Raw genomic sequence first — 20,418 nt, 5'->3', positions numbered from 1 at the left:
GAAAATCCAAATCCCCATCTTTTAATTTTAGCTCACTATTCAAATATTTTTGTTAATTAATTCTTAATAATTTATGATTTTTTTTCAAAAAATAATTACAAAAATCCCATTGTTCTATAATTAAAATAATGTTGTCACTCATTATTTTATACGAGTAATAATATCAGTATATTCATGGCATAGAATTAAGGGGGAATGATGGAAAGATATACTGATCGAGGTGAAGCTGGGAAAATACTGGCAGAACACCTGACTGAATACAAAAACAAGTCGAATACATACATTCTGGCTTTGCCGCGAGGGGGTGTGCCCGTGGCCTTTGCAATTGCCAGGGCACTTTCGGCGCCACTGGATGTCCTGTTAGTCAGGAAACTGGGCGTTCCCGGTCATAATGAACTGGCTTTTGGTGCCATTGCATCGGGCAATACCATCATTTTTAATCAGGACATTGTGCATAGCCTTACCCTCGATGAACAGGTTATTAAAACGGTCATAGCCAAGGAAGAAGATGAATTGATGCGTCGGCAAACAGCCTATCGCGGGGATCGTCCATTTCCTGTTTTAAAAAACAAAGCCGTTATTCTGGTCGATGATGGCATGGCAACCGGTGCCACCATGCGGGCAGCGATAAAATGTGTTTATCAACACCATCCTGCTTCCGTTATTGCTGCCGTACCTGTTGCGGCTTATGCCACCTGCGAAGAAATAAGCCCATTGATTGACCGCCTGGTTTGTCCATTCCGCCCCCGGAATTTTTATGCTGTTGGCTTATGGTATGACAATTTTGATCAAACGACCGATGAGGAAGTCTCTGAATTGCTAGCCATTGCCCAGGCCGAACGCCTGGAAAGTACTACCTCATCCTAAGGAGTATTTTATGACAGTGTTTGCAACGGACATGGAGCATCCGGTGACCATCCCATGCGGTCATGCGGATCTCGCGGGGTTATTGTATCTGCCGCAACATGCGACGGGCATCATTTTATTTGTCCATGGCAGCGGTAGCAGCCGATACAGTATAAGAAACCAATACGTAGCACATGTATTAAATAAAGGAAAGCTCGCTACCCTGCTGTTTGATCTGCTGACGCCGGCTGAAGATAACATTGATTCTGCGACGGAAGAATTTCGTTTTAATCTGCCTTTCCTAGCCACACGGCTGCTTAGTGTTACGGATTGGATTAAAAACGAGTTCCCTACCCTGTCTATCGGTTATTTCGGCGCCAGTACCGGCGGCGGGGCAGCCTTGATTGCCGCAGCAAAAGAGAGGAATACCATCAGTGCCGTTGTATCACGCGGCGGACGGCCGGATTTGGCTAAGGAATCCCTGCCGTTTGTATTATCCCCTACGTTATTTATTGTTGGCGAACACGATGAGCCGGTGATTGAACTGAATAAAATAGCCATGGCACAAATGAATTGCACCGTGAAGCTAAACGTTATCCCGGGTGCCAGCCACTTGTTTGAAGAACCAGGCACCTTAAGCGATGTGGCGGAACAGGCAAAAGAATGGTTTTTAACCTATCTGGCTTAGGCAAAGATGGGCCTAGCCATAAAAAAATATTCATGACCGGCATGACTGCTGCTCTTTAGAGCTCCTCCTCATCCAATCCCAGAAGGTTAAGCTCAAGGCCTTCAATCTCCTGCAGGTTTCTCCCGGCTATCCCCTGTAAATCACCATACATCCCAACCGTGGCATTCATCACCCGCTCAATCTGCTCCGCCCGCCTGGCCCACTGCTTCATAATGGCTTTGCGCTCTTTGTCCAAATCAGTCTGCATGGATGAAAACGCTTCTACAATGGCCTCAACCCGTTGACGGAAACGGGGACCGGTTAAATACTGATAGACCATTTCGGTTTTGGTCTGTTGTCCTTCAGATGATTTTCTCGCCAGATTTAATTCAAGCAGGGTCTGCCTTAGCACCATGGCCACTGGAATGGCGGCCCGTGGATGGGTAACCCAGATGCCATTGACCAAATCAAAGGTTTCGATAGCTGGAGGCAGCGTCTGACTGACTAAAACAGCTATTTCTGCCTTAGCCGTGCGTTGATCTTCCCGTAATTTGCCAAGCCAGGCGTCACTCCAGTTTTTTGTGCGTTTCGATTCCCACAGTATGGAACCGCACATCTGGCCGCTGCCGTTAACGACTCGCTGGAATACGTCACCACCAAACTCGCCTTTGGGCACCGGTTCGATGCGGTCAAAAGGAAATTTACCCTGCAAAGCCGATTCAAGCAGCAATTCCTGAGCTTCTCCCTGCAATTGCTGGGATCCCTGCTCCGCTTTTCGTTTTAACTCCTCAATCTGTCGCTGCATGGAAGTAATGGTTTGTTCCCTTTCCTTTAATTTAAGGTTTAAGTGATCCTCCGCTTCTTTTTTGGCATTCGCCCGGGTCAGTTCCAGCCCCGCATGAATGCCCTTTTCAATGGTCAGTTCTATCTCACGCCGGGCTTCATCCAACTCACGCTGCTTTTTCAAAAACTCCGCTTCCACGCGCTGGGCTTCGACGAGCTTGGCCTCACGAGCCTTGATGATCTCCTGCAAATCAGCTACTTCTTTTAATTTTTGCTCCAGTTCTGTCTGAAGCAGCAATCGCGCCTTCCTCGCCTCTTCCTCAATAATGGCTCCACGTTCTTTTTTCAGTTGGGCCTGAACCTGGTCATCCACCTGCTCACGCAAATGCTGCTCTGCCTTGTGAAGCGCCCTTTCTTTTTCATGCAAAGCCAGCTCGCGGTTGGCAATTTCACTGTCTTTCCGGGCAATCTGCTCCTGAAATTGCTTTTTGGTGGACTCAATTAAGGGGGCAGCCAAAGACTCCGTTAACTTAATTTCTGTTTTGCAGTTTGGGCAAACAATGGTCGGCTCGGACATGATGGGCATTCTGTTTAAAAACCATGATTATACGGCAACGCCTGCCTCACATACACTATGTTTCCAAGGAAAAGAAGTCCTTCCCCTGTAACAGGGAAGGATTAGAGGAGATTAATCAGGAAAAATGAAAACCGCCCGTGGGTTTGGATGTGGGATTTTCAGATTGTTTAAAATCAGTCAACTGTGACTTCAATCCTTTGCTCGTACCAATCGATTGCAGGGATTGTTGCCTAAGGCCAACACCTTCACGCATATCCAACGGTACCAATGTATAGGAGTCGCCAATTTCATAATAGGGAATCGACCGTTCATCCGAAGGATGGCCTAATTCCAAAGCGTTAGTCGCATGATAATCGAGTAATCGATTATACATCTCACCCACTTCCAATACGGAATGATGGCCGCCATGGACAATAGTGCTGCAAAGGGTAGATGACACAGCTTGTGCAATCCGCGGATCAAAATGCCCCATTTGATCAAAGGCGCCGATATCCTGCAAAGCAATCAGTGTACGGGCGGTGGTACCTGAGGCAGTCGCCACCAAGGGCAGTTTACCGGGCCTGCCGCCCATTTCCGCCAGGGTTTCGATAAAAGGTTTAGGAGGAGTCAATTCTTCCAGAATGACCGGTGTGTCAAACGGCACACGATAAAAGGTCAGTTTGTCGCTCAGGGTTTTCATTTCCTTTTTAAGCTCGCCAAGCCTTGTTTCCATGCCGGAGGTGTCCTGAAGATGGGATTGTGCTTCTATTTCTGCATCAAGCTTGTCATGCCGCTCCTTGACATCCTGATAAGACTTCAGCAACACCTGAATCCGTAACAGGGTGTCAGCCCCGGCAAACGCTGATTTTCCTGCGATGTGTACTCGTTCAGCTTCAATGGGAATAGGACCGGTTTTCGGCGCTAAATCAATCCCCTGTTCCCTGCCGATACCAAATGTTGTGGCAACCTGATCCGTCTGCCCAATTTCCTTTCTCATAACCCGAATAGCTAATTCTTCAGGGGTTGGGAAAATATTGCTTTTAATTTGGTTGAAATTGACCGAATGCAGGCTATTTAATTTTTCCACATAGCAAAAACTGCAGTCCGTCATGGCTTTCATCACACCGGCGAGTTTTTCCTCGTCATCCAACTCGGTAATGTACTCACCGCTTAGCCGCATCGCCAGAATCTCTAACAATTCAAGTTTTTTAGCGGTTGTTCCCATTATCTCGCCCTTAGTCAGTCCAGGCATTGCGCCCCCCCATTGCATTCCTTCTTTGGAGTGTTCGGTAGCGAGAAAATCGATGGTCTGGTTTTCTTCTTCGGTTAACTGAGTTCCTTCTTTTAATTTGGTGATGATGGGCCCTAATACTTTTTCGGATAACTGAGTGGCAACAAATGCCAAGGTGCCCTTTACCTGGGGGGAGCGAGATGACTCGATCAACAGCGCGCGTGCAAACGTGCTGTCATGTTCGGGCATGTACATGGCATCCTACCTTTTATTCATCCGTGTACAAAAAGTATAGACAAATTGTTTATGCTTTGTTTTTTTAGTATTTTATGTGGCCAAGAAAAGCGTCTTGTGGTACAATTTTCGCCCAATTTACTGGCAGGAGTCGGCTATGCATCCTTTCGTCACAGCGACATTAGACGCGCTTGGGAATGGACATTTTCCAGAACATTATTCGATCGATTTTAGCTATCGTCAGTTCGGTGACAGCGAAATGGCAGAACTGGCCACGGTCTTAAGTGTTCCTCCGAAGGGCGAACCTGTCACTTATAATTTAAGCCACAATCCGTTTACCGCCGCTGGCATCAAGGCACTTTGTCATGCCTTAACGACCCGGGTTTTTTCCTCACCCCTGGTTTTGGATTTGTCCCATAGCCAACTGAACGATGATGCGCTTAAGGTGCTAGCCAATGCCCTGGCAAGCGGTCATTTTCCATGCTTTGTTACCTTAAAACTCGGTTATAACCGTTTCTCCACTGCCGGCGCCCATTTCATCGCCCAGGCATTGGCCTCTGGCCGTTGCCCGTCTGATTTAACCCTGGATTTTGAAGGGAACCGCGCGTTTTCAGAGACAGGTGCCAGTCACTTCGCTGAATCCCTGGCATCAAAACGATGGCCAGCCGGATTGACACTGAACTTAAAAATGACGGGCATGAAGGATAGCGGCATGGAACAACTGGCCGAGAGGCTTGTTGAGGGCCCCGAACACCTCAACTTGAATGTCAGCTTCAATGGCCTTAGCTCAAAAAGCATGTGCATCCTCACCAAGACCCTTCCCCACGCCCCGGAGAACTTAACGCTTAATCTGAGCAGCAACAGCATTGGCGATGAAGGGGCCAGGCATCTCGCGTCCGCGCTTCGCTCCAACGCTTACCCGCATACTCAAACCCTGATACTGGACTTCAACGGCTTGACTGATGCGGGTGCGCAATGCCTGGCCCTGGCCCTCTCTGATGCAAGGCCTGAGCAACGCATATCCTTAAGCCTGGCAGGCAATAACCTGACCCCTCATAGCACGACCGCTTTCTGGCAACTTTTAAAGCGTCAATCCTGCCCACAATTAACCCTTAACTTCAAAAATAACCAACTCGCGCTTCTCAGCGTGAAAAACTTGGCCAGTACGATTATTGCAGGCAAAATACCACGCGGCACGGTCATTAACCTCGCCAAAAACAAGTTAAAAGATGACGATTTGGACACATTATGGCCTGCATTAACCTCAACAACATCCCCGCCTTGCTTTACCCTTATATTAAGCGAAAATGCTTTAACCGGTCATAGCCTTAGCCGCCTTCTTAATGTGGCTGAGGAATTGCCGCGGGGCTTCACGCTGGATTTAAGCGACAATTCCTTCACCGATCTTGACAGGCATCACTTGATTGAAGAGTTAAAGAAAAAAATGCTGCCCATCGGCTGCCGGCTGATATTAAATACCCATTCACAGGCAAACGAACAAATCACCATTAATCAGTTGACGCAGAGGTCATTTCAAACGGCGTTGGGTTTTTTAACCTTTCTGCAGGGGGTTAATCAAAACCATCCCCTGTCTTGTTTGCCGACTGAAATCATCGCCGGCATTTTCGCACTGAGCGTCCCCCATGCAAATCCAGCGAGCGTGCTCCGGCTGCATCAATTGGCCGATAAAAAGCTCACGGGCATTTATCAGCAAAAGGTACAAAAAAAACCTGCATTCTTTAAGGCGGAACAAAAGGATGGTGCGGGCACCGTTTTAGAGGATGCGAATGCGCTTAGTTTTTCTTAAAATTGTTTGCCTGGGGTAAAACGCTACATTTATATTTTTGTTCCTGTCGTGCCATTATAAAACTGCCAAATGAGATCTCTTTATGAAACCTTCTGTTAATGAAGCACTAAAAATCATGAAAACTGGAAAATTTCCAGAAAATGGAGTGATTGACCTTAAAAGTCAAGATCTTAACGATAAAGACATGGAGGCTCTTGCTCTCCAATTATGCTCATCCACGGATGGACAGATAATGACTTATAATCTGAGTGGTAATCATTTTACTGAAAAAGGGCTACAACATTTATGGTATGCTCTTCCCAAAGCGCCCATCTCATCACCGATTATAGTTGATTTAACGCATAATAACCTGGGCGACCGAGCTATTGTGTCATTAGCTAACTGCATTCGATACTTCCCCCCCTTTGTCACCTTAAAGCTCGGGCACAATCCTTTTAGAGATATTCGTCCCCTTTTATTTGCCTTAAGCTCAGGTAAATGCCCCTCCAATTTAACTATTGACCTGACAGGCGTTGGTTTCTCTCTAAACGCTGTGGAGCAATTGCAAACTGCCCTGGCGAAAGCACCTGAGGATTTAACGCTGAATTTAAGTTACACCGGCATGAAAGACAGAAATGGAATGATCCTCATGCATGCATTTGAAAGCCTGGAATACCCCAGGAAGCAAACCCTCATTCTCAGTTATAATGGATTGACATCATTAAGTATCAGAGCGCTAGCCAAGGCCTTGGAAAAGCGGAACGCCAGGCATCGATTTGCGATTAATCTCGAAGGCAATCAGTTGAAATCTGACGGCCTTAAAGCACTTTCAGTGATTTTAATGAAAGATGACGCCCCACTTTTATCACTTAACTTGAGAAATACCGGGATTAATGGCGAAGGCATTAAAGCTTTGGCACAGGCTTTATCCTCGGGAAGAGTGCCTCAAGGAACCTGCCTCGACCTGAGTAACAATCAACTTCAGGACGACGATCTCGATTCACTGTGGACGGCATTGCAGTCAAAAAAATGCCCATCTCATTTAACCCTGATTCTAAATGACAACAAACTAAGCACAAAGACGCTCACTGCATTAGGACCTATAGTCAGCACACTTTCGCATGGCCTTTCATTGAGCCTCACAGGAAATACATTTAACAAACCCGCACTCAGAGAATTTATCACTGAACTACACGATAAAATGCTTCCCTTTTCGCTTCATCTTGAGATAAATAGCCAGAACTCCAAGACCTATCAACAAGAGCAACAGGAAATCAATATCCTATGCGGCATGGCTTTGCAGACGGCTCTTAATTTTTTGACCATTCTTCAAGGACAAGCCCAGGTAACCAGTCCATTAAGTCTTCTCCCCAAGGACATTATCCGCCATATTTTTTCATTCGTAGCACCCAAGGAAGATTTAACCCGAATTGCCAAACTGCATGATCAGGCGAGCAATAAGCTGTCTCTCATTAAACGCGGCGGATTCTTTATATCCAGCCCAAAAGCTGAGGGAAAAATCCTGCCCCTGGAGTCGAAAAACACCCTCTCCTAGCGCCTTCCATCAACGCCGGAAGCCACGTATGATAAGGCCACCATTTTCAAAAAAGGAATCCGGCGTATGACTCCTGTTACACCCACACTTCAAACGATTGATGCATTTCAAATTATTGGCCTCTCGGTTCGTACCGACAATGCCAGCGAATTCAATTCATCCACTGCCAAATTGCCTACTTTATGGCAACAATTACATCAGCAACCCTGGGTTAAGGCCACGCATGACGGCATTTACGGGGTGTACTCCGATTATGAGTCCGACGTCAATGGCGCTTACACGGTTACAGCCGGCCTGGCCCTTTCAGACAACCCATCCCCTGATCCATCCCTCGGTGTGATAACTGTACCAGGCGGTCCTTATCTTGTTTTTACCAGCCAGGGTACTATGCCTGAAGCCATTATCAATGCCTGGCAATCCGTCTGGGCTTACTTTTCTTCCAACACGGAATACAGGCGCACCTATCGGGTTGATTTTGAGCATTATTTGGGCCCTCTCACCTGCGCCGTCTATATTGGCGTTCACGCTGATCAAACGCCTTGAAAAAGAATTGAGCAAATGCAAAATCAGTTGTATTTTGAGATCTTTTACAGTGTATGCACAGACTTATCCACAGATTTTGTGGATAATGCTTTTTTATAAACGTGAACAGACTAAGCTTAAAAACCATACGGGGTGTGATTTTTCAAGAACAATAAGGCGGAAGGAGATTAAAAAAAACGAAGTGGTCAAAAAAATATCCACAGGTTGTGGCATGGAATAGATTCAGCAGGAGACATCTATGCTACCAAAATTTAAATAAAAAAACAGACTTGACTTTCATTTATTCGAAAACAACCATCGCAATTCCACTGCTATTGATAAAATTTTGTATAATTATTAAAGTGGCGTCTTGGGCAAGGATGATCAATTGCGTCGCACAGGTGTTATAACGCTGGCTATTTTACTCGCCTTGGTTGGGGCCATTCTGCCTCTTGGCGCCGCTTTTTATTTATCCTTCATCCGGGCGGTGCAAATCGAGAAAGACTACCTGGCGGACATCAGTCAACGCGCCTTAACCCGCGCTTTTATTACGTTTGTTCAAGCCAACAGTGCCTTGCAATCATTGGCGAATACGTCAGTTAAAAGACCCTGCTCACCCACTCATATCCATTTAATGCGCAAGGTTACCCTGGCTAACCGCGTCATTGAAGAGATCGGTTATTTTAAGGGGGATAGGTTAATATGCACAACCTGGGGGCCGGTACAGAGCCAGTTGAGCAAATTCTCCAGCGATTATGTCACGGCTTATGGCGTTGAAGCGTCGTTTGATGCCCAATCCACCCTCAATCATCACCATCATTTTATCGCGCTTAAATATAAAAATTATCAAATCCTCATCGAGCCGCAACGCTTTGTTGATGTCATTGTCGATCCAGCCATCCAGATTGCCATTATGACGCGTAACGGCCAGCTGATTGGGCAACTTAATAATCCCGATCCAGGAATCATTAAAGCACTGCTTAACCAATATAAAGAAAACCAGATTCATCATACAATAGAGGGCTATCTGGTCGGCATTGCCCAAAAAAACCAGTTTTTGGTGTTCTCACTTGAACCTGAGTCGCGTGTGTATGACAATTTTAAACAAACACAACTGTTTTTTCTCCCCTTTGGGCTGCTCACCGCACTGTTTGTGATTGGCATGGTGGTTTACTATTCACGCCAACGCCTGTCGCTGCTCGGTGAGCTGGCCGTAGCCATTGAGAACCATGAATTAATTGCCCACTATCAACCCATCGTTGATCTTAAGACCGGTCAGTGCATCGGGGCTGAAGCCTTAGCCCGATGGCGGCGTCCCGACGGCTGGATGGTTAAACCCTACCTGTTTATTCCTCAGGCGGAAGACAGCGGTTTGATTCTAGGCATTACCGATAAAATCATTGAAGCCATCGTCGATGAGCTCGGGCCTTTTTTGTCGGCCCATCCTGCCCTGCACATGTCCATCAACCTAAGCCCGCGCGATATTCAAAGCGGACGTATCCTTGACGTGCTTCACGATAAACTTAAAGACACGGGCATTCAACCTCACCAGATATGGCTTGAAGCCACTGAACGCGGTTTCCTTGAGACTCAATCCGCCAAAACGACGTTAACGCGTGCCCGAGAGGCAGGGTATGTTGTGGCTATCGATGATTTTGGCACCGGCTATTCAAGTCTTTCCTACCTGCAGAATTTTCCGCTCGATATTTTAAAAATCGATAAATCATTTGTTGATACCATCGGCATTGACGCCGCCTCAAGCAGCGTCACGCCCCATATCATTGAAATGGCAAAAACATTGCACCTCGCGGTGGTCGCAGAAGGCATCGAGAAACAAGAGCAGGTCGACTACCTTGTCCTTCGTCACGTTGAATTTGGCCAGGGATGGCTGTTTTCAAAAGCATTATCGGCCGAGCAATTCATTCAATTTTATCTCGAGCATTCCTGACGCAGTGACCAGAAAGACGGGTAACTGCTTTTGGCCAGCCTCAGCGCCCATGAGAATGAGCATGTCCATGAGAATGAACGTGCCCATGATGGGTATGATGGGTCACTGGCGGATAAACGACAGCCTGTGGGGCGGGCGGAAAGAAGACTGGCGCCTGATGACCGTGATGGTGCTGATGTGTCGGCAGACCATTTGGATTAGCCTGACCATTTCCCTGTGTATGCCCGTGATGATGTCCATTGCCATTGAAAAATGAACCCGGATGGCCGTGTTGATTACTCATTTATTATCCTTACGAAGTTAATCCCATGACCAATATGCCTTTTTTATAAAAAATAGGCAAATAAAGACCCTTGAAGCGTCATTTATTTATAAAATTCATGCACATGTATATTTTTTAGCCATTTTAACCAATCATTTCTATACTTAGTGAGAATCAGCAAAAAGGAGATGTCATGAAGACACAAGTTATCCGCCGTTCCCGGTTGTTATCAGCTTTGCTGCTCGGTAGTGCATTGACCCTGGGTTTTGCCTATTCCTCTTCAACCGAAGCCGCACAGGGTTGTGGGTTTGGTTATCACATGACTGCTTTTGGACGCTGTGTCCCCAATAGCCCAGGGCCCTGGGCAAGACCAGTTCCCGGGCGTCCGGATTGCTGGATTAATGCCAGAGGCTTTTTACGCTGCTGGCGATAAGATAAAAATCCAGCGCCAATCAGGCGCTGGATCTTATGGTCGAGGGCGTTTAAAAAGCAGCGGAGGTTGAAATACGATAGATAAACTCATCACCGGCAGGTGTTTGCACGCCGCTTACCTTGTCCTTATCTGCCTGTCCCCATCTATAGCCGGCGTAACAGACCACCATCATCCCGGCTAAAGGCAACGACACAGCGGCTACAGCAATCAGTGAGGCAGTAAAAACGACATTAAAGAGCAAGGAATCAAAAAAAACAGCAAAGGCATTATCTTCTCTTTTCGTTAATCGGATGAGTTGTTCTGTTTCCTGGCCAGATTGACCGTTTGATTGTTCGCGCTTGAGCCTGATAGCGGCCTCGCGGTATTGTTTAAACGCATTGGCTGAATTATACATGGCATTGCCAGTCATGCTTAGCACGGCCAGAATACCAAGCAGCACAGGATTTAAGGTCATCAGGCTGACTGAAAATACAGCGCACAGCATGATTGCGGCGGCCAGATTGAATAAATAATAACTACATTGGACTTGCCACTCATCCATCAGAATATCGATCTGGCGATCAATCAACGCCGCCTCCACTGCCGTTATTTTTTCTTGTTTTCTGTCCTTCAATTCCTGCAGGCGTTCTGTATAATTTTTCATATCAATCAGCCAACTGCCCATTAACAGCACCGCATCCATCCCCAAGCCAATCAAACTCAGGCGGGCAGCCGTTGCAGCCGTAAGATGAATGAATTGGCGATAGTTGTTAATAAAATTTATACACCCCCACATCAAATCATCCATGAGGGAATAAATCCGCTTTTCCATTTCCTGCTTAAACACTTTTTTCACTGACAGGCCATCATGAACGGCGGCACTGAAAAGATGCTTTATCATGGTCGAAATATTAATCAATAAGCGCATGCCGTTTAACCCCACACTGGCAGCGCCCAGCACCCCTCGGGTTTCATCCAAAGCCTGCAAAAACTCAGAAACCCCACACTTCACGCCGAGGGCGTGATTAAATCGCAGAAATTCGTCGGAAAGGCCTGAGGCAACAGCAAAACGAATTAAATGATTGGCGAGCGAACGGCTGGTATTCCAATAGGATCGGGCGGCAATCAGTCGCGCAATGCAAGCGCGAATCCTGGCGGAACTTTTTAGTGTTTTTCCCGCTGAAGAGGCGGCTTTTTTAATCTTTCCCCACGGCGATCCAGGGGGTTGATTCATTGCGTTTTCATCCCCGGGATGCAGTGGGTCTAAAATGAAATTATTCTCAATAAAGCGTGCAACACGTTTCTTTTTAAGGCGGATCATTTCCGATTCATCAGCCACGTAATCGAGCATGTAATAATCGACTAAAATCTGGCCAAGATAATCAAGATATAAAACCATGTCATGGTGGGTGTTCATCAGGGAAGGGTTAGCAATAAACAACAAATAGAGGCTTGAAAATTCAAACCGTAATTGATTTAAATTAAACGCATCGTTAAATGTGATGGTTGGCGGGCGACTGGCGGCTTTCGATGTGTGCTTAAAAAAACCCTGTCTGATAAGGCTTATCCTTGACATAGTCGATGAGTATCCCTGGTAAATCCCTTACCCGCCCCACTTATAGCATGCCCCTATCCATAAACCAATACTTCCACAGGCAAAGCCTGCTTTTGAGCAGGCCTTGCGGTCGATTAACGATTGTTGCGGTAAAATTGCACACTCACATCCGCACTCATACCGGGGCTTACCGTTAATTTTCCGCTGGCATTCCCGGTGTTTTCACTAAAATGGCCATTGAGGTTGCCATATTCCGTTTGAATAGTTACGACCCCGTCACGGCAAACGCCAGCCAATTGTTTGGTGGTATGGTTGGGGCATAAAAAGCTGCCGGAATCCTTATCCACAGCCAGTTCAATGTTGAAATGCCCATTGCTGTCCACCGCGCTGACCGTACCGGCGCCATGGTAATGGCATTCCCCAGTCAACCAGCTGGAGGCCATGCCTTTGCCGGCCCAGTTTCCCGCAATGCTCGTACAATTATTCAGCGCATTGGGGTAAAAAGTAAAATTGGCGTAGGACCCATTCGCCAATAACATCATTGCCATAAATCCTGTTATTCTGTTTCGTTTCATAATCCTGCCTTGACTTGCAATGTCGTTCATACAAACGCCAAACGGTTTGCACTTTAATTAAACGCGATGATTATTACCCTATAACCTGCTGAAATGCAATGAAAAACAAGCATGCAATAGCAGCGTGCCCTTGAAAATAAACAGAACATACCCATATCAGACTGGAAACAACATAGCGAATAAGGTGAGAAATCGCATGCGTGCCCAAAGACCGGAAGATGTTTTACCCGATGCAGAAAATGATATCCTCTACCACAATATCCGTGTCAGAAAAGGAACGGTGGCCGCTGTGCTGCGCAATGCTGAAATCATGGCCAGCCCCTCAAGCAGCGAAGCCGAAAAACGAGACGCCTTGGCCATAATTAGCGAGTTAGCCCCCAGCCTGGTTGCCTTAGGTGTTCATAACCATCTGATTTTTAAAAACCCTGCTATTCAACAGCAGATTGACCGTGCAGCCGCTGCCCAGCAGTAAATGGGTTGTTTGTGAATACGCCTGGCCTCTATCGATGGAATGAAGGATTTATAAATCCACCAGGGTTTTGAACCCACCATAAGCCATGCGTTTGCAATCAAACAGCTCGCCAAATTCCTCGATGTTTTTCTTGATACGGGCATCGGCCATGACACGCTTGTTCACTTCATCGCGATGCTCTCTGGACTTAAAGACAATGTAGGAAAAAATGACGACTTCGCTGGCTGACGCCCTGGCCATTTCAGGAAAAGACACCATGCCCTGCGCCGTGGCATCATCAATTACACACTCACGAAAAGCCAGTGCGCCATGCTCCATCCATATGTCACCCGCAGATTTTGCCATGTTGCAATAGGCTTTAAGCTTGTCAGCCGGAATAGGCAAAACAAATCCATCCACATAATCCATGTTATTCTCCCTGTTTGTTGCCTTACGTTTAAAGATAGTTCAGGATGCCAGGTGTTGTCAGTTCTCTGATAACCGATGCCCTCATCATTCGTGGCGTCACCGTGATGGATATCCTCAATAAACCCAGCTTACGCGCTCACCAACGCACGGCTTTTGCAAGGGTAAACAAAACACACGGCCCTACCAACTTTACTACCCAGGCCGAGCCGATTGAAGTCTATACTATGAACAAGAAAAACTGGACGGATAGATTATGAAATTCATACCCCCGGCCTGCTTATTGCTGGTTTGCAGTCAAGCGCTTGCCACCCCCTATCTTGGCGGTTCGTTTCAAGGCGATATGGGCCATTATGATAACGAGGCCATCGCGAAAGTCGTTAATGAAGCCAGTCAGGTATGCACCGCCATGTTTAAAGGCGACTTTGAAATCACGCACTGGCTTTACAAACCCAAGCAGGATGAAGTCTACCTGACCGGCAATACCAGCCGCTGGTTTTATGACAAAGCGGGATGCAGCTACCGTCCAAGCGATCACTCGGCAACCGGCAGCCAATACCCTGCCCCACCCAATTTTTTCGGCGATTATGAAAAATTCTCCACAAAAAAAGACGGACAATAAGCCTCTTTCTCCGCGTGTATGCCATACTTAAAGAGATAGCATTTTTTCACCGTGGTGATATTAAGGGATTGTATGTTGTATACAGCAAAAGTGTATGTGGGCGATCGTTTGATTGCGGAAAAAGAAGGCAATGACGTCGACAAGCTTTTCGCCTGGATGATTACACAAGCCCAAAATGGCGCGGGACGATACCAGGGTTCCATCATTGATAATGACACGCAGGAAGTCATCAGGACGTTTAAAACCAATTCAGTCGAATAGCGCTGTTCTGCCATGAGCGATTTGATAGTAACTTTTCTATCTTTTATTACCGGGCCATTGAAATTTTTGAATCAGTTTATTCACTTCACTGCGAAAAGCCTGTTTTTTGTGTAAATCCAGGCAGGCTTTCAAATCAGTCTGATTAATATAGGCAGGGAGATAAAATAACTCCAAAAGGCGCTCGTCCATCCAGTTCAGTTCAGCCACATCCTTGAGCTGCTGATTAATGATCATTTCGGCAGCACGGCAACAGACATACGTGATAACGCAATCACGAAGGGCTGTTCCCTGCAACAGACACTCGGCCGGAGGGACGCCAAGAGGCAGGAGGTTATGACGTATTCCTTCAATAATTTCCTGGGGCAGTTGCCAGGCTTCTGCCAACTCGCTGCCAATCATTGCCGCATGAACGCCTAATTCCTGTTGTTCCATTTTGGTTCTCTCGAACAGCGAATAGTTTTCGGTATAATAATAAGCAAGCGCAGGCTTGTAAGAAATAATCGCCAGGTTACCAATGTAAGCCAATAAGGTCTGGGTACCCAATTCAGCGGCATGGCTTAAGCCTAAATTTTTAGCAAAAGGAACCGCCAGTGAACTGGCTAAAAATCCTTGCGCCCAGATGGTTTTCAAGGCCTGATTAACCCGCTTGTCGCGGGATTGAGCATTGGTTTTCATGACGCATTGCAAGGCGATATTTTTAACCATGTTACTGCCCAGATACAGAATGGCATAATTTAAATGGGTTATTTTTTTAGTCAGATAAAATTCGCCGGAATTGACGGTGCGCAAAATTTTAGCTGCAATTTCTGCATCACTTTTTACCACTTGATATAGTTTTTCAGGATTATCCAGATTATTGGTCAGGGCTTTAAGCAGCGGGTGCGGCCGCGGCATGGACTGGGCCATTTTAATGAGGTTTTCAACCACCTCGGGTTGGCACTCTGCTCTTGTAATTAAATGAAAAGCGGCTAATTCCGCGGGCGGCGTTAATACAGATAAAGACGTCACAACAGGCGAGACCGGCGGTTCTGGAGCGGGCGCGATCAAAGTCGCCTCTTGGGGAAGAAGCGAAGGCGCACGATAAAGGGGGGATTTGCGGTTCCGTTTTTGTGGTTTTATGCCCAGATAGAAAATGAGCACCAGTATCATCATCAGGATGACTACAAAAATCATTTTCTCTCCTTTGGGCAATAGGGAGATTTTTTACCAATTTAAACTAAATTTTGCAAAAGTCCTACTTTTTTATTTATTTTTAAATAAAAATACCTTTAACACATAAAATTAAATACGTGCGCTCTCTCCCTGCCTAGGCATATCCTCCTGCACCTTATGCCAGAGATAAACATTTGCATCGTCCAGGCATTGCAACATGAAGCGAATTTTTTCATATTGCCGGGCTTCTTTAGGCTTATTTTCCTGCAATGCCTTTATTTTATCATTTACCTCATGACAGACCGCAACCCAGGTCAATTCGCCTGTGTCGGCCTGTTTGATAAGCTGTAAAATCTGGGAATCCAAAGCGGTTACTTTCTTTTTATGGCCGTCAACAAAAATGCTTTTCCCTCGCAATGGTTTCAACCTGCGCGAAGAAGACAGAATGTCTTCCATCACGTAATCGGCAATTTTTTGTGCGAGTTTTTCATGCTGCTCCCGACGGACCGCAAAAAAGCTGCCGTCATTCATCACCACAAAACTGGGGCTGTGGCAACTGTATAAGAAGTTCTCTTTCGGCAGTTTATCATGGCCCATTACCTTCAGGACGTGTTGAACAAAACGAACAACATCCGGGTAGGAATTATCATTTGCCAGTGTGCTGCCCTCCTTGGGGCCATTGTTGCTGTGAATAATGACCGTGACACCATGACTGTTTTCAATCGCATAAAAAAACCGGTAAAGCGCCCTGATCAGGTTTTTTTGATTGACCCCCATGTTACGCTCAAAGGGTGTGTGGATGGCAGCACGAATATAGTTATCCTCACAGGCAATATGTTCTGTTGTTGAATGGTATAAGGCTAATTTTTTTAACTTTCTCCCCTTGGCGATAAATCAATCCTATGCCTACGCAAGAGGTCAATTCCGTCGTATAGAGAAAAGGCGTCGTCTCTGTATTGCCTTCGCGATAATGCGGATCAAGAAGGTATTTGACATTGACGTAGAAGGGGTTTTCTTCCGTATGGGGTAGCAAGTTTGCAGGTGCGCCTGATTGCTCATATCGCGATTGCAAGGGTCGTCTCCTTTAAATAAATCATTGTATACCATATCAAAAAACGATTGAGCAAATAATTTACTTAATTCCCAGCTTTTGTCCTATTCTTTAATAAAGGTTCAGCCAAGGAAAAAAAATGCCGTTGACTAAGGAAACCATGCACCTGTATTACGATTTAACCCCCATGAAAGACAGCGACGGCATTGTGGTGATGGTGGGCAAAAAAAAATCGACGGATGGGGATGAAACCCACCCGCCCTGCATCCTGTTCAAAGAAGGCCTCGGAGCCATGGCTGACAGCCATGCATCCCAGTTATTACAGACCACCGGCTTACCTGGTTTTTTACCGGTGATTCACGCCGGTGATGATTACTTTATTCGTGCCGCTTATGATAAACCCTCCAGTAAATGGGCGGCTGTTGAAGGACAGGCCGCAAGAATCATGGAGGATGCACTGGATTTGTCATTGGCCATGCTGTCTGCCGGCGTAATCGATAAAGATCGGAAATTCATGAAAGGCAGCGGCGACATTGACGCCAGAAATGCGGTTATTGCCAACGGTCGGCTGGTGTTTTTTGATTTTGAGCCAGAACGGATTATTGATTGGAAAAAACCCTTAACCCATGCAGATGCAGACAGCATCGCCACCTGGAAGCTCACTTATGAAACGCTGATTAAATCACTGGCCGCCAACCTTCATTTGAGCCAGAAAAGCACCCAGGCACTTCTGGAACGTTTTTATGGAACAGCTGAAAAAATACTGGCGGATAAAGGGACTGCTGCAGCAAAAATATGGCAGCAGCTCACAGCACCAGAGGAAGCCGACCTCGGAGGCAGTTACAAGCCGCCAAGTATGGACAGTGCCGCCGCGTATACTCCTCCCGACGGCGGTAGCCGCCCGTCATCCGATCTGAAAGTAATCCCCGCCAAACCGATTACAGCCGCAGCCTATGCACCAGGCAGAATGCCGGTTCCCACCGTCACTGACATTTTTGTGGTTTTAAGCAAACACCTCACTTCACCTACACTACCCGATGAAGCCATCGTCGATCGCATGGCGCGGATGGCTCATCGTTATGCCAATCACAAAAGCCAAAGTGAACCCAACGTTTATGATGCATTGGAAAAACTGATTAAGGCCGAGGTCCCACCCAGGACGCAGGAAAAAGCGATTGGCATGGTCGCCGGTGTGAAGAAATTTTTAGATGACGCGTATAAAACCCAACTTCACGATCCGGATGAACTGGGGGCAAGACCGCGAGGGCCTTGGGGACGCAGCGGCTGACCAGTCAGTTTCGAACAAATACAACCATTGCAAAGAAATATGTTTAAAATATCGTCTATTTAATATTTCTTTAATCCAAATTGATTAAAGTTAGAGCATTTCTCGCGATCCTATTTTACCCACTGCCAAGGCATCAATTACTTTTCCATAGGGTTCAATGAACAACGATATTAAACATTTATTTTTAATTCTTTTAGACGACTCGGATGAAGAAGCCGAAAAAAAGTATTGAGTACCGTCAACGAAACACATACGCATTCCTATCTCGCCTCTTCTGGCGACTACCTCATCCACCTTGCGGCTCAGCGCGGCATGGTGGATTTGGTTTTACGACTCATCCAACTGGGTGCCAATCCCTACTCCTTAAACAATAACCAGGAAAATGCTTTGTCTCTGGCTTATGAGCATGAGCACCCTTACACCGTGGCTGCCATTTTTCGCTGCAATACCCCTGTTACACCCGATATTGGCCCATTTTTTATCGAGTCAGTAAAAAACCAGGATATTAAAGGACTGAAACTATATTGTACGAAAGCAGGCGCTGAGGTTGTCAGACAAGTGCTGAACAGCTGGGTAACGGGTGAAAAAGAAAATTCCATGTTGCATGTGGCGGCAAAACAGAACGATGAGTCGATGGTTGATTTTTTATTAAGCCAGGGTGCTAATCCAGCGTATCGAAACAAAGAAGGCCAAACGGCTTTTGATCTTATCACCGATAATCATTTGTTAGCCAAATTCAAACCAATTTGTCCGAAAACCGATTCAGAGCCCCCCTCTGTTCCGCATGATTTGAACCCCTATCAAGACAATTATCGGGAATTTGCCAAATACGTCAAAAGCAAGAAATACCAGGAAACCGATTATGCCGATTTAGGTGCTGTTGTTCTCGACTCCCCAGGCTATTATTTTAATCAGGGCGACCAAAGCAAAGCCTATGCAAGGGCCTTATTAGCTCGTCTCTGGTCACATCAGAGCAATCGCGAACTGGCCAGAAAGCATCATGACCACAAGGTGACTAAAGCAGCAGCAGTTAACCCTGACTGCACGTCATTATTTCCCTCCTGCCTCTCCTTTGTTGTCCTGTCAATAAAATCCAAAGAATATTGTCTGGTAGGGGCCAGCATTTATGATAATAAAGCACTGTTTAGTAAATTATCCGCCGTTATCAGGCAGTTAAATCAGGAAGGCGGCCTTAAATACATATTGTCAAGCTCACACCTTACCCATTTTAACGAATTGATGGTAAGCCTTATGGGAACCGACTACGTTGCCAAACCCTGTGCGGAAAAATCCTTCAGTAAGACATTAGTGAAGCTATTCCTTATTCATGGTAAGCAATTAGCTGTTAAAGAAGTCTGCAACGTATTTTTATATCCATACAATCATCAGGAGTATTATGGCAATCATCCCAAAGCAGAAATAAAAACAGTCAGACAATTACCTCCTCATGCAGAAATTCTTTCCTTATTTGATGATTTTTATACGCCATTAATCCCCTGCTGCCAGGAGTGCCAAAAGAATAAATCCACGCTGTTACACTTGTATAAGGGAGCCCAGGACGCCGGACAGGATTATCTGGATAAAAAGCAACCGCGACGCGATCTTTCTCCTTTACGCCACAGCATTAAAACCAACCCGGATTTTTTCGAGGGCAAGAACAACCCTTCAGACATCGTCACGCATCATTCCTTTTTTGCCTCTCGGCCTCTAACAGCGCGGCCCCCTGTCATGCAGTCTGGCCTGAGAAAAGAGCCTAAAAAAATGCCCTCTCTGTAATAGAAAGCTAGTTGGATAAACGAATTTGCTAAGGGCTACCGTGTTTTCAATTGCATAAAGACCCCGTAAAGCACCTTTGTCTGTTTTTTTGATAACTCCCATGGTTCGAGAAAGGAGGGTTGATTACGGCACCGGTATCATTCCCGCACGCGACTCCTTTTGACGCCCAGGGTTTATCGAGGCAAAATGAAGAATTGAGGTACGCAACCCGTCATCGATGGATAAATCATGTCATTATTGGCCAAATTTAAAAAATTCTACAAATCATCAGCTGAAAACCGTATCCAGATTCATCTTTTTCTGGGGTTCGTCATTATTCCTGTGATTGGCATGACACTCCTGTACCTTTTTGTTCTGATTTTCTGGCTGTGAATCAAAAGGACGCAGCAGGGCTAACGCACCTGATTTTTAAAACGCTGTAAGAAAAAGATCAAGTGGGTGTAAGAAAAAGATCAGGGC

General features: G+C 46.1%; 23 protein-coding genes. 15 read left to right on the top strand and 8 right to left on the bottom strand.

All coding sequences use genetic code 11. The features are described 5' to 3' along the window. Positions 1–198: 198 nt before the first annotated feature. Positions 199–867, top strand: coding sequence for a phosphoribosyltransferase (locus Lery_RS04690; protein WP_058526106.1), 669 nt, complete (start codon positions 199–201; stop codon positions 865–867). A 10-nt stretch (positions 868–877) separates the two neighbouring features. Beyond that, positions 878–1,534, top strand: a complete 657-nt coding sequence (locus Lery_RS04685; protein WP_058526105.1) for a dienelactone hydrolase family protein — start codon at positions 878–880, stop codon at positions 1,532–1,534. A 55-nt stretch (positions 1,535–1,589) separates the two neighbouring features. Here the strand turns inward: Lery_RS04685 and Lery_RS04680 are convergent, their stop codons facing one another. Both Lery_RS04680 and Lery_RS04675 read right to left on the bottom strand, forming a co-directional pair. Continuing rightward, positions 1,590–2,873 (bottom strand): DUF2130 domain-containing protein, encoded by a 1,284-nt coding sequence (locus Lery_RS04680; protein WP_058526141.1) that lies wholly within the window; start codon positions 2,871–2,873, stop codon positions 1,590–1,592. 115 nt (positions 2,874–2,988) lie between these two features. Then, positions 2,989–4,338, bottom strand: coding sequence for a hypothetical protein (locus Lery_RS04675; protein WP_058526104.1), 1,350 nt, complete (start codon positions 4,336–4,338; stop codon positions 2,989–2,991). 136 nt (positions 4,339–4,474) lie between these two features. Between Lery_RS04675 and Lery_RS04670 the strand changes: the two genes are divergently transcribed. From Lery_RS04670 to Lery_RS04650, 6 genes are all read left to right on the top strand, one after another. Beyond that, positions 4,475–6,124, top strand: coding sequence for a leucine-rich repeat domain-containing protein (locus Lery_RS04670; protein WP_058526103.1), 1,650 nt, complete (start codon positions 4,475–4,477; stop codon positions 6,122–6,124). Between the two features lie 232 nt (positions 6,125–6,356). Then, entirely contained in the window at positions 6,357–7,658 is a 1,302-nt protein-coding gene (locus Lery_RS04665) for a leucine-rich repeat domain-containing protein (protein ID WP_162262946.1), read from the top strand. A 66-nt stretch (positions 7,659–7,724) separates the two neighbouring features. After that, entirely contained in the window at positions 7,725–8,201 is a 477-nt protein-coding gene (locus tag Lery_RS04660) for a GyrI-like domain-containing protein (protein WP_058526101.1), read from the top strand. 367 nt (positions 8,202–8,568) lie between these two features. Continuing rightward, entirely contained in the window at positions 8,569–10,128 is a 1,560-nt protein-coding gene (locus Lery_RS04655; protein ID WP_058526100.1) for an EAL domain-containing protein, read from the top strand. 67 nt (positions 10,129–10,195) lie between these two features. Next, positions 10,196–10,384 carry a hypothetical protein gene (locus Lery_RS15230; RefSeq protein WP_131751105.1) on the top strand — a complete coding sequence of 63 codons (189 nt, stop codon included), beginning with the start codon at positions 10,196–10,198 and terminating at the stop codon, positions 10,382–10,384. A gap of 199 nt (positions 10,385–10,583) precedes the next feature. Further along, the gene (locus Lery_RS04650) at positions 10,584–10,823 is read left to right on the top strand and encodes a GCG_CRPN prefix-to-repeats domain-containing protein (protein WP_058526099.1); all 240 of its coding nucleotides are present in this window, start codon (positions 10,584–10,586) and stop codon (positions 10,821–10,823) included. A gap of 49 nt (positions 10,824–10,872) precedes the next feature. Here the strand turns inward: Lery_RS04650 and Lery_RS04645 are convergent, their stop codons facing one another. Further along, positions 10,873–12,378 (bottom strand): hypothetical protein, encoded by a 1,506-nt coding sequence (locus Lery_RS04645; RefSeq protein WP_058526098.1) that lies wholly within the window; start codon positions 12,376–12,378, stop codon positions 10,873–10,875. 113 nt (positions 12,379–12,491) lie between these two features. After that, positions 12,492–12,899 carry a hypothetical protein gene (locus Lery_RS04640; protein ID WP_237759145.1) on the bottom strand — a complete coding sequence of 136 codons (408 nt, stop codon included), beginning with the start codon at positions 12,897–12,899 and terminating at the stop codon, positions 12,492–12,494. 229 nt (positions 12,900–13,128) lie between these two features. Between Lery_RS04640 and Lery_RS04635 the strand changes: the two genes are divergently transcribed. Beyond that, positions 13,129–13,404 (top strand): hypothetical protein, encoded by a 276-nt coding sequence (locus Lery_RS04635; protein ID WP_058526096.1) that lies wholly within the window; start codon positions 13,129–13,131, stop codon positions 13,402–13,404. A gap of 48 nt (positions 13,405–13,452) precedes the next feature. Here Lery_RS04635 and Lery_RS04630 read toward each other — a convergent pair whose 3' ends face one another. Further along, positions 13,453–13,812, bottom strand: a complete 360-nt coding sequence (locus Lery_RS04630; protein ID WP_058526095.1) for a DUF1428 domain-containing protein — start codon at positions 13,810–13,812, stop codon at positions 13,453–13,455. Positions 13,813–13,856: 44 nt separating this feature from the next. Between Lery_RS04630 and Lery_RS04625 the strand changes: the two genes are divergently transcribed. The 3 genes from Lery_RS04625 (at position 13,857) to Lery_RS04615 (ending at position 14,692) form a co-directional block, all read left to right on the top strand. After that, complete coding sequence (locus Lery_RS04625; protein ID WP_058526094.1) at positions 13,857–14,069, top strand: hypothetical protein; 213 nt, start codon at positions 13,857–13,859, stop codon at positions 14,067–14,069. Next, positions 14,066–14,431, top strand: a complete 366-nt coding sequence (locus Lery_RS04620; protein ID WP_058526093.1) for a hypothetical protein — start codon at positions 14,066–14,068, stop codon at positions 14,429–14,431. Before Lery_RS04625 ends, Lery_RS04620 begins: the two co-directional genes overlap by 4 nt. A gap of 72 nt (positions 14,432–14,503) precedes the next feature. Next, positions 14,504–14,692 carry a hypothetical protein gene (locus Lery_RS04615; RefSeq protein ID WP_058526092.1) on the top strand — a complete coding sequence of 63 codons (189 nt, stop codon included), beginning with the start codon at positions 14,504–14,506 and terminating at the stop codon, positions 14,690–14,692. A gap of 36 nt (positions 14,693–14,728) precedes the next feature. Here the strand turns inward: Lery_RS04615 and Lery_RS04610 are convergent, their stop codons facing one another. From Lery_RS04610 to Lery_RS15225, 3 genes are all read right to left on the bottom strand, one after another. Beyond that, entirely contained in the window at positions 14,729–15,865 is a 1,137-nt protein-coding gene (locus tag Lery_RS04610; RefSeq protein ID WP_058526091.1) for an HDOD domain-containing protein, read from the bottom strand. 108 nt (positions 15,866–15,973) lie between these two features. Continuing rightward, the gene (locus Lery_RS04605; protein ID WP_058526090.1) at positions 15,974–16,621 is read right to left on the bottom strand and encodes a hypothetical protein; all 648 of its coding nucleotides are present in this window, start codon (positions 16,619–16,621) and stop codon (positions 15,974–15,976) included. A 46-nt stretch (positions 16,622–16,667) separates the two neighbouring features. Continuing rightward, positions 16,668–16,916, bottom strand: a complete 249-nt coding sequence (locus Lery_RS15225; protein WP_131751106.1) for a hypothetical protein — start codon at positions 16,914–16,916, stop codon at positions 16,668–16,670. A 118-nt stretch (positions 16,917–17,034) separates the two neighbouring features. Here Lery_RS15225 and Lery_RS04600 point away from each other — a divergent pair, with 118 nt between their 5' ends. The 3 genes from Lery_RS04600 (at position 17,035) to Lery_RS15470 (ending at position 20,331) form a co-directional block, all read left to right on the top strand. Continuing rightward, complete coding sequence (locus Lery_RS04600; RefSeq protein WP_058526089.1) at positions 17,035–18,183, top strand: hypothetical protein; 1,149 nt, start codon at positions 17,035–17,037, stop codon at positions 18,181–18,183. 228 nt (positions 18,184–18,411) lie between these two features. Further along, complete coding sequence (locus Lery_RS04595) at positions 18,412–19,959, top strand: ankyrin repeat domain-containing protein (RefSeq protein ID WP_058526088.1); 1,548 nt, start codon at positions 18,412–18,414, stop codon at positions 19,957–19,959. 228 nt (positions 19,960–20,187) lie between these two features. Beyond that, positions 20,188–20,331, top strand: coding sequence for a hypothetical protein (locus tag Lery_RS15470; protein ID WP_165481484.1), 144 nt, complete (start codon positions 20,188–20,190; stop codon positions 20,329–20,331). Positions 20,332–20,418: the final 87 nt, after the last annotated feature.

The organism is Legionella erythra, from assembly GCF_001467615.1.
Taxonomy (GTDB): Bacteria; Pseudomonadota; Gammaproteobacteria; order Legionellales; family Legionellaceae; genus Legionella_C; species Legionella_C erythra.
The sequence above is the reverse complement of the archived record's forward strand: the minus strand, read 5'-3'. Positions and strand labels throughout refer to the sequence as shown.

What these genes read in the sequence shown, in the direction of transcription:
- Lery_RS04645 (WP_058526098.1), bottom strand. Translation starts at nt 12,378, where the DNA reads ATGTCAAGGATAAGCCTTATCAGACAGGGTTTTTTTAAGCACACATCG.
- Lery_RS04620 (WP_058526093.1), top strand. Translation starts at nt 14,066, where the DNA reads ATGAAATTCATACCCCCGGCCTGCTTATTGCTGGTTTGCAGTCAAGCG.
- Lery_RS04690 (WP_058526106.1), top strand. Translation starts at nt 199, where the DNA reads ATGGAAAGATATACTGATCGAGGTGAAGCTGGGAAAATACTGGCAGAA.
- Lery_RS15230 (WP_131751105.1), top strand. Translation starts at nt 10,196, where the DNA reads ATGAGAATGAACGTGCCCATGATGGGTATGATGGGTCACTGGCGGATA.
- Lery_RS04630 (WP_058526095.1), bottom strand. Translation starts at nt 13,812, where the DNA reads ATGGATTATGTGGATGGATTTGTTTTGCCTATTCCGGCTGACAAGCTT.
- Lery_RS04665 (WP_162262946.1), top strand. Translation starts at nt 6,357, where the DNA reads ATGACTTATAATCTGAGTGGTAATCATTTTACTGAAAAAGGGCTACAA.
- Lery_RS04605 (WP_058526090.1), bottom strand. Translation starts at nt 16,621, where the DNA reads ATGGGGGTCAATCAAAAAAACCTGATCAGGGCGCTTTACCGGTTTTTT.
- Lery_RS04640 (WP_237759145.1), bottom strand. Translation starts at nt 12,899, where the DNA reads ATGATGTTATTGGCGAATGGGTCCTACGCCAATTTTACTTTTTACCCC.
- Lery_RS04600 (WP_058526089.1), top strand. Translation starts at nt 17,035, where the DNA reads ATGCCGTTGACTAAGGAAACCATGCACCTGTATTACGATTTAACCCCC.
- Lery_RS04670 (WP_058526103.1), top strand. Translation starts at nt 4,475, where the DNA reads ATGCATCCTTTCGTCACAGCGACATTAGACGCGCTTGGGAATGGACAT.
- Lery_RS04675 (WP_058526104.1), bottom strand. Translation starts at nt 4,338, where the DNA reads ATGTACATGCCCGAACATGACAGCACGTTTGCACGCGCGCTGTTGATC.
- Lery_RS04650 (WP_058526099.1), top strand. Translation starts at nt 10,584, where the DNA reads ATGAAGACACAAGTTATCCGCCGTTCCCGGTTGTTATCAGCTTTGCTG.
- Lery_RS04660 (WP_058526101.1), top strand. Translation starts at nt 7,725, where the DNA reads ATGACTCCTGTTACACCCACACTTCAAACGATTGATGCATTTCAAATT.
- Lery_RS04610 (WP_058526091.1), bottom strand. Translation starts at nt 15,865, where the DNA reads ATGATTTTTGTAGTCATCCTGATGATGATACTGGTGCTCATTTTCTAT.
- Lery_RS04685 (WP_058526105.1), top strand. Translation starts at nt 878, where the DNA reads ATGACAGTGTTTGCAACGGACATGGAGCATCCGGTGACCATCCCATGC.
- Lery_RS15470 (WP_165481484.1), top strand. Translation starts at nt 20,188, where the DNA reads ATGTCATTATTGGCCAAATTTAAAAAATTCTACAAATCATCAGCTGAA.
- Lery_RS04615 (WP_058526092.1), top strand. Translation starts at nt 14,504, where the DNA reads ATGTTGTATACAGCAAAAGTGTATGTGGGCGATCGTTTGATTGCGGAA.
- Lery_RS04635 (WP_058526096.1), top strand. Translation starts at nt 13,129, where the DNA reads ATGCGTGCCCAAAGACCGGAAGATGTTTTACCCGATGCAGAAAATGAT.
- Lery_RS04625 (WP_058526094.1), top strand. Translation starts at nt 13,857, where the DNA reads ATGCCAGGTGTTGTCAGTTCTCTGATAACCGATGCCCTCATCATTCGT.
- Lery_RS04680 (WP_058526141.1), bottom strand. Translation starts at nt 2,873, where the DNA reads ATGTCCGAGCCGACCATTGTTTGCCCAAACTGCAAAACAGAAATTAAG.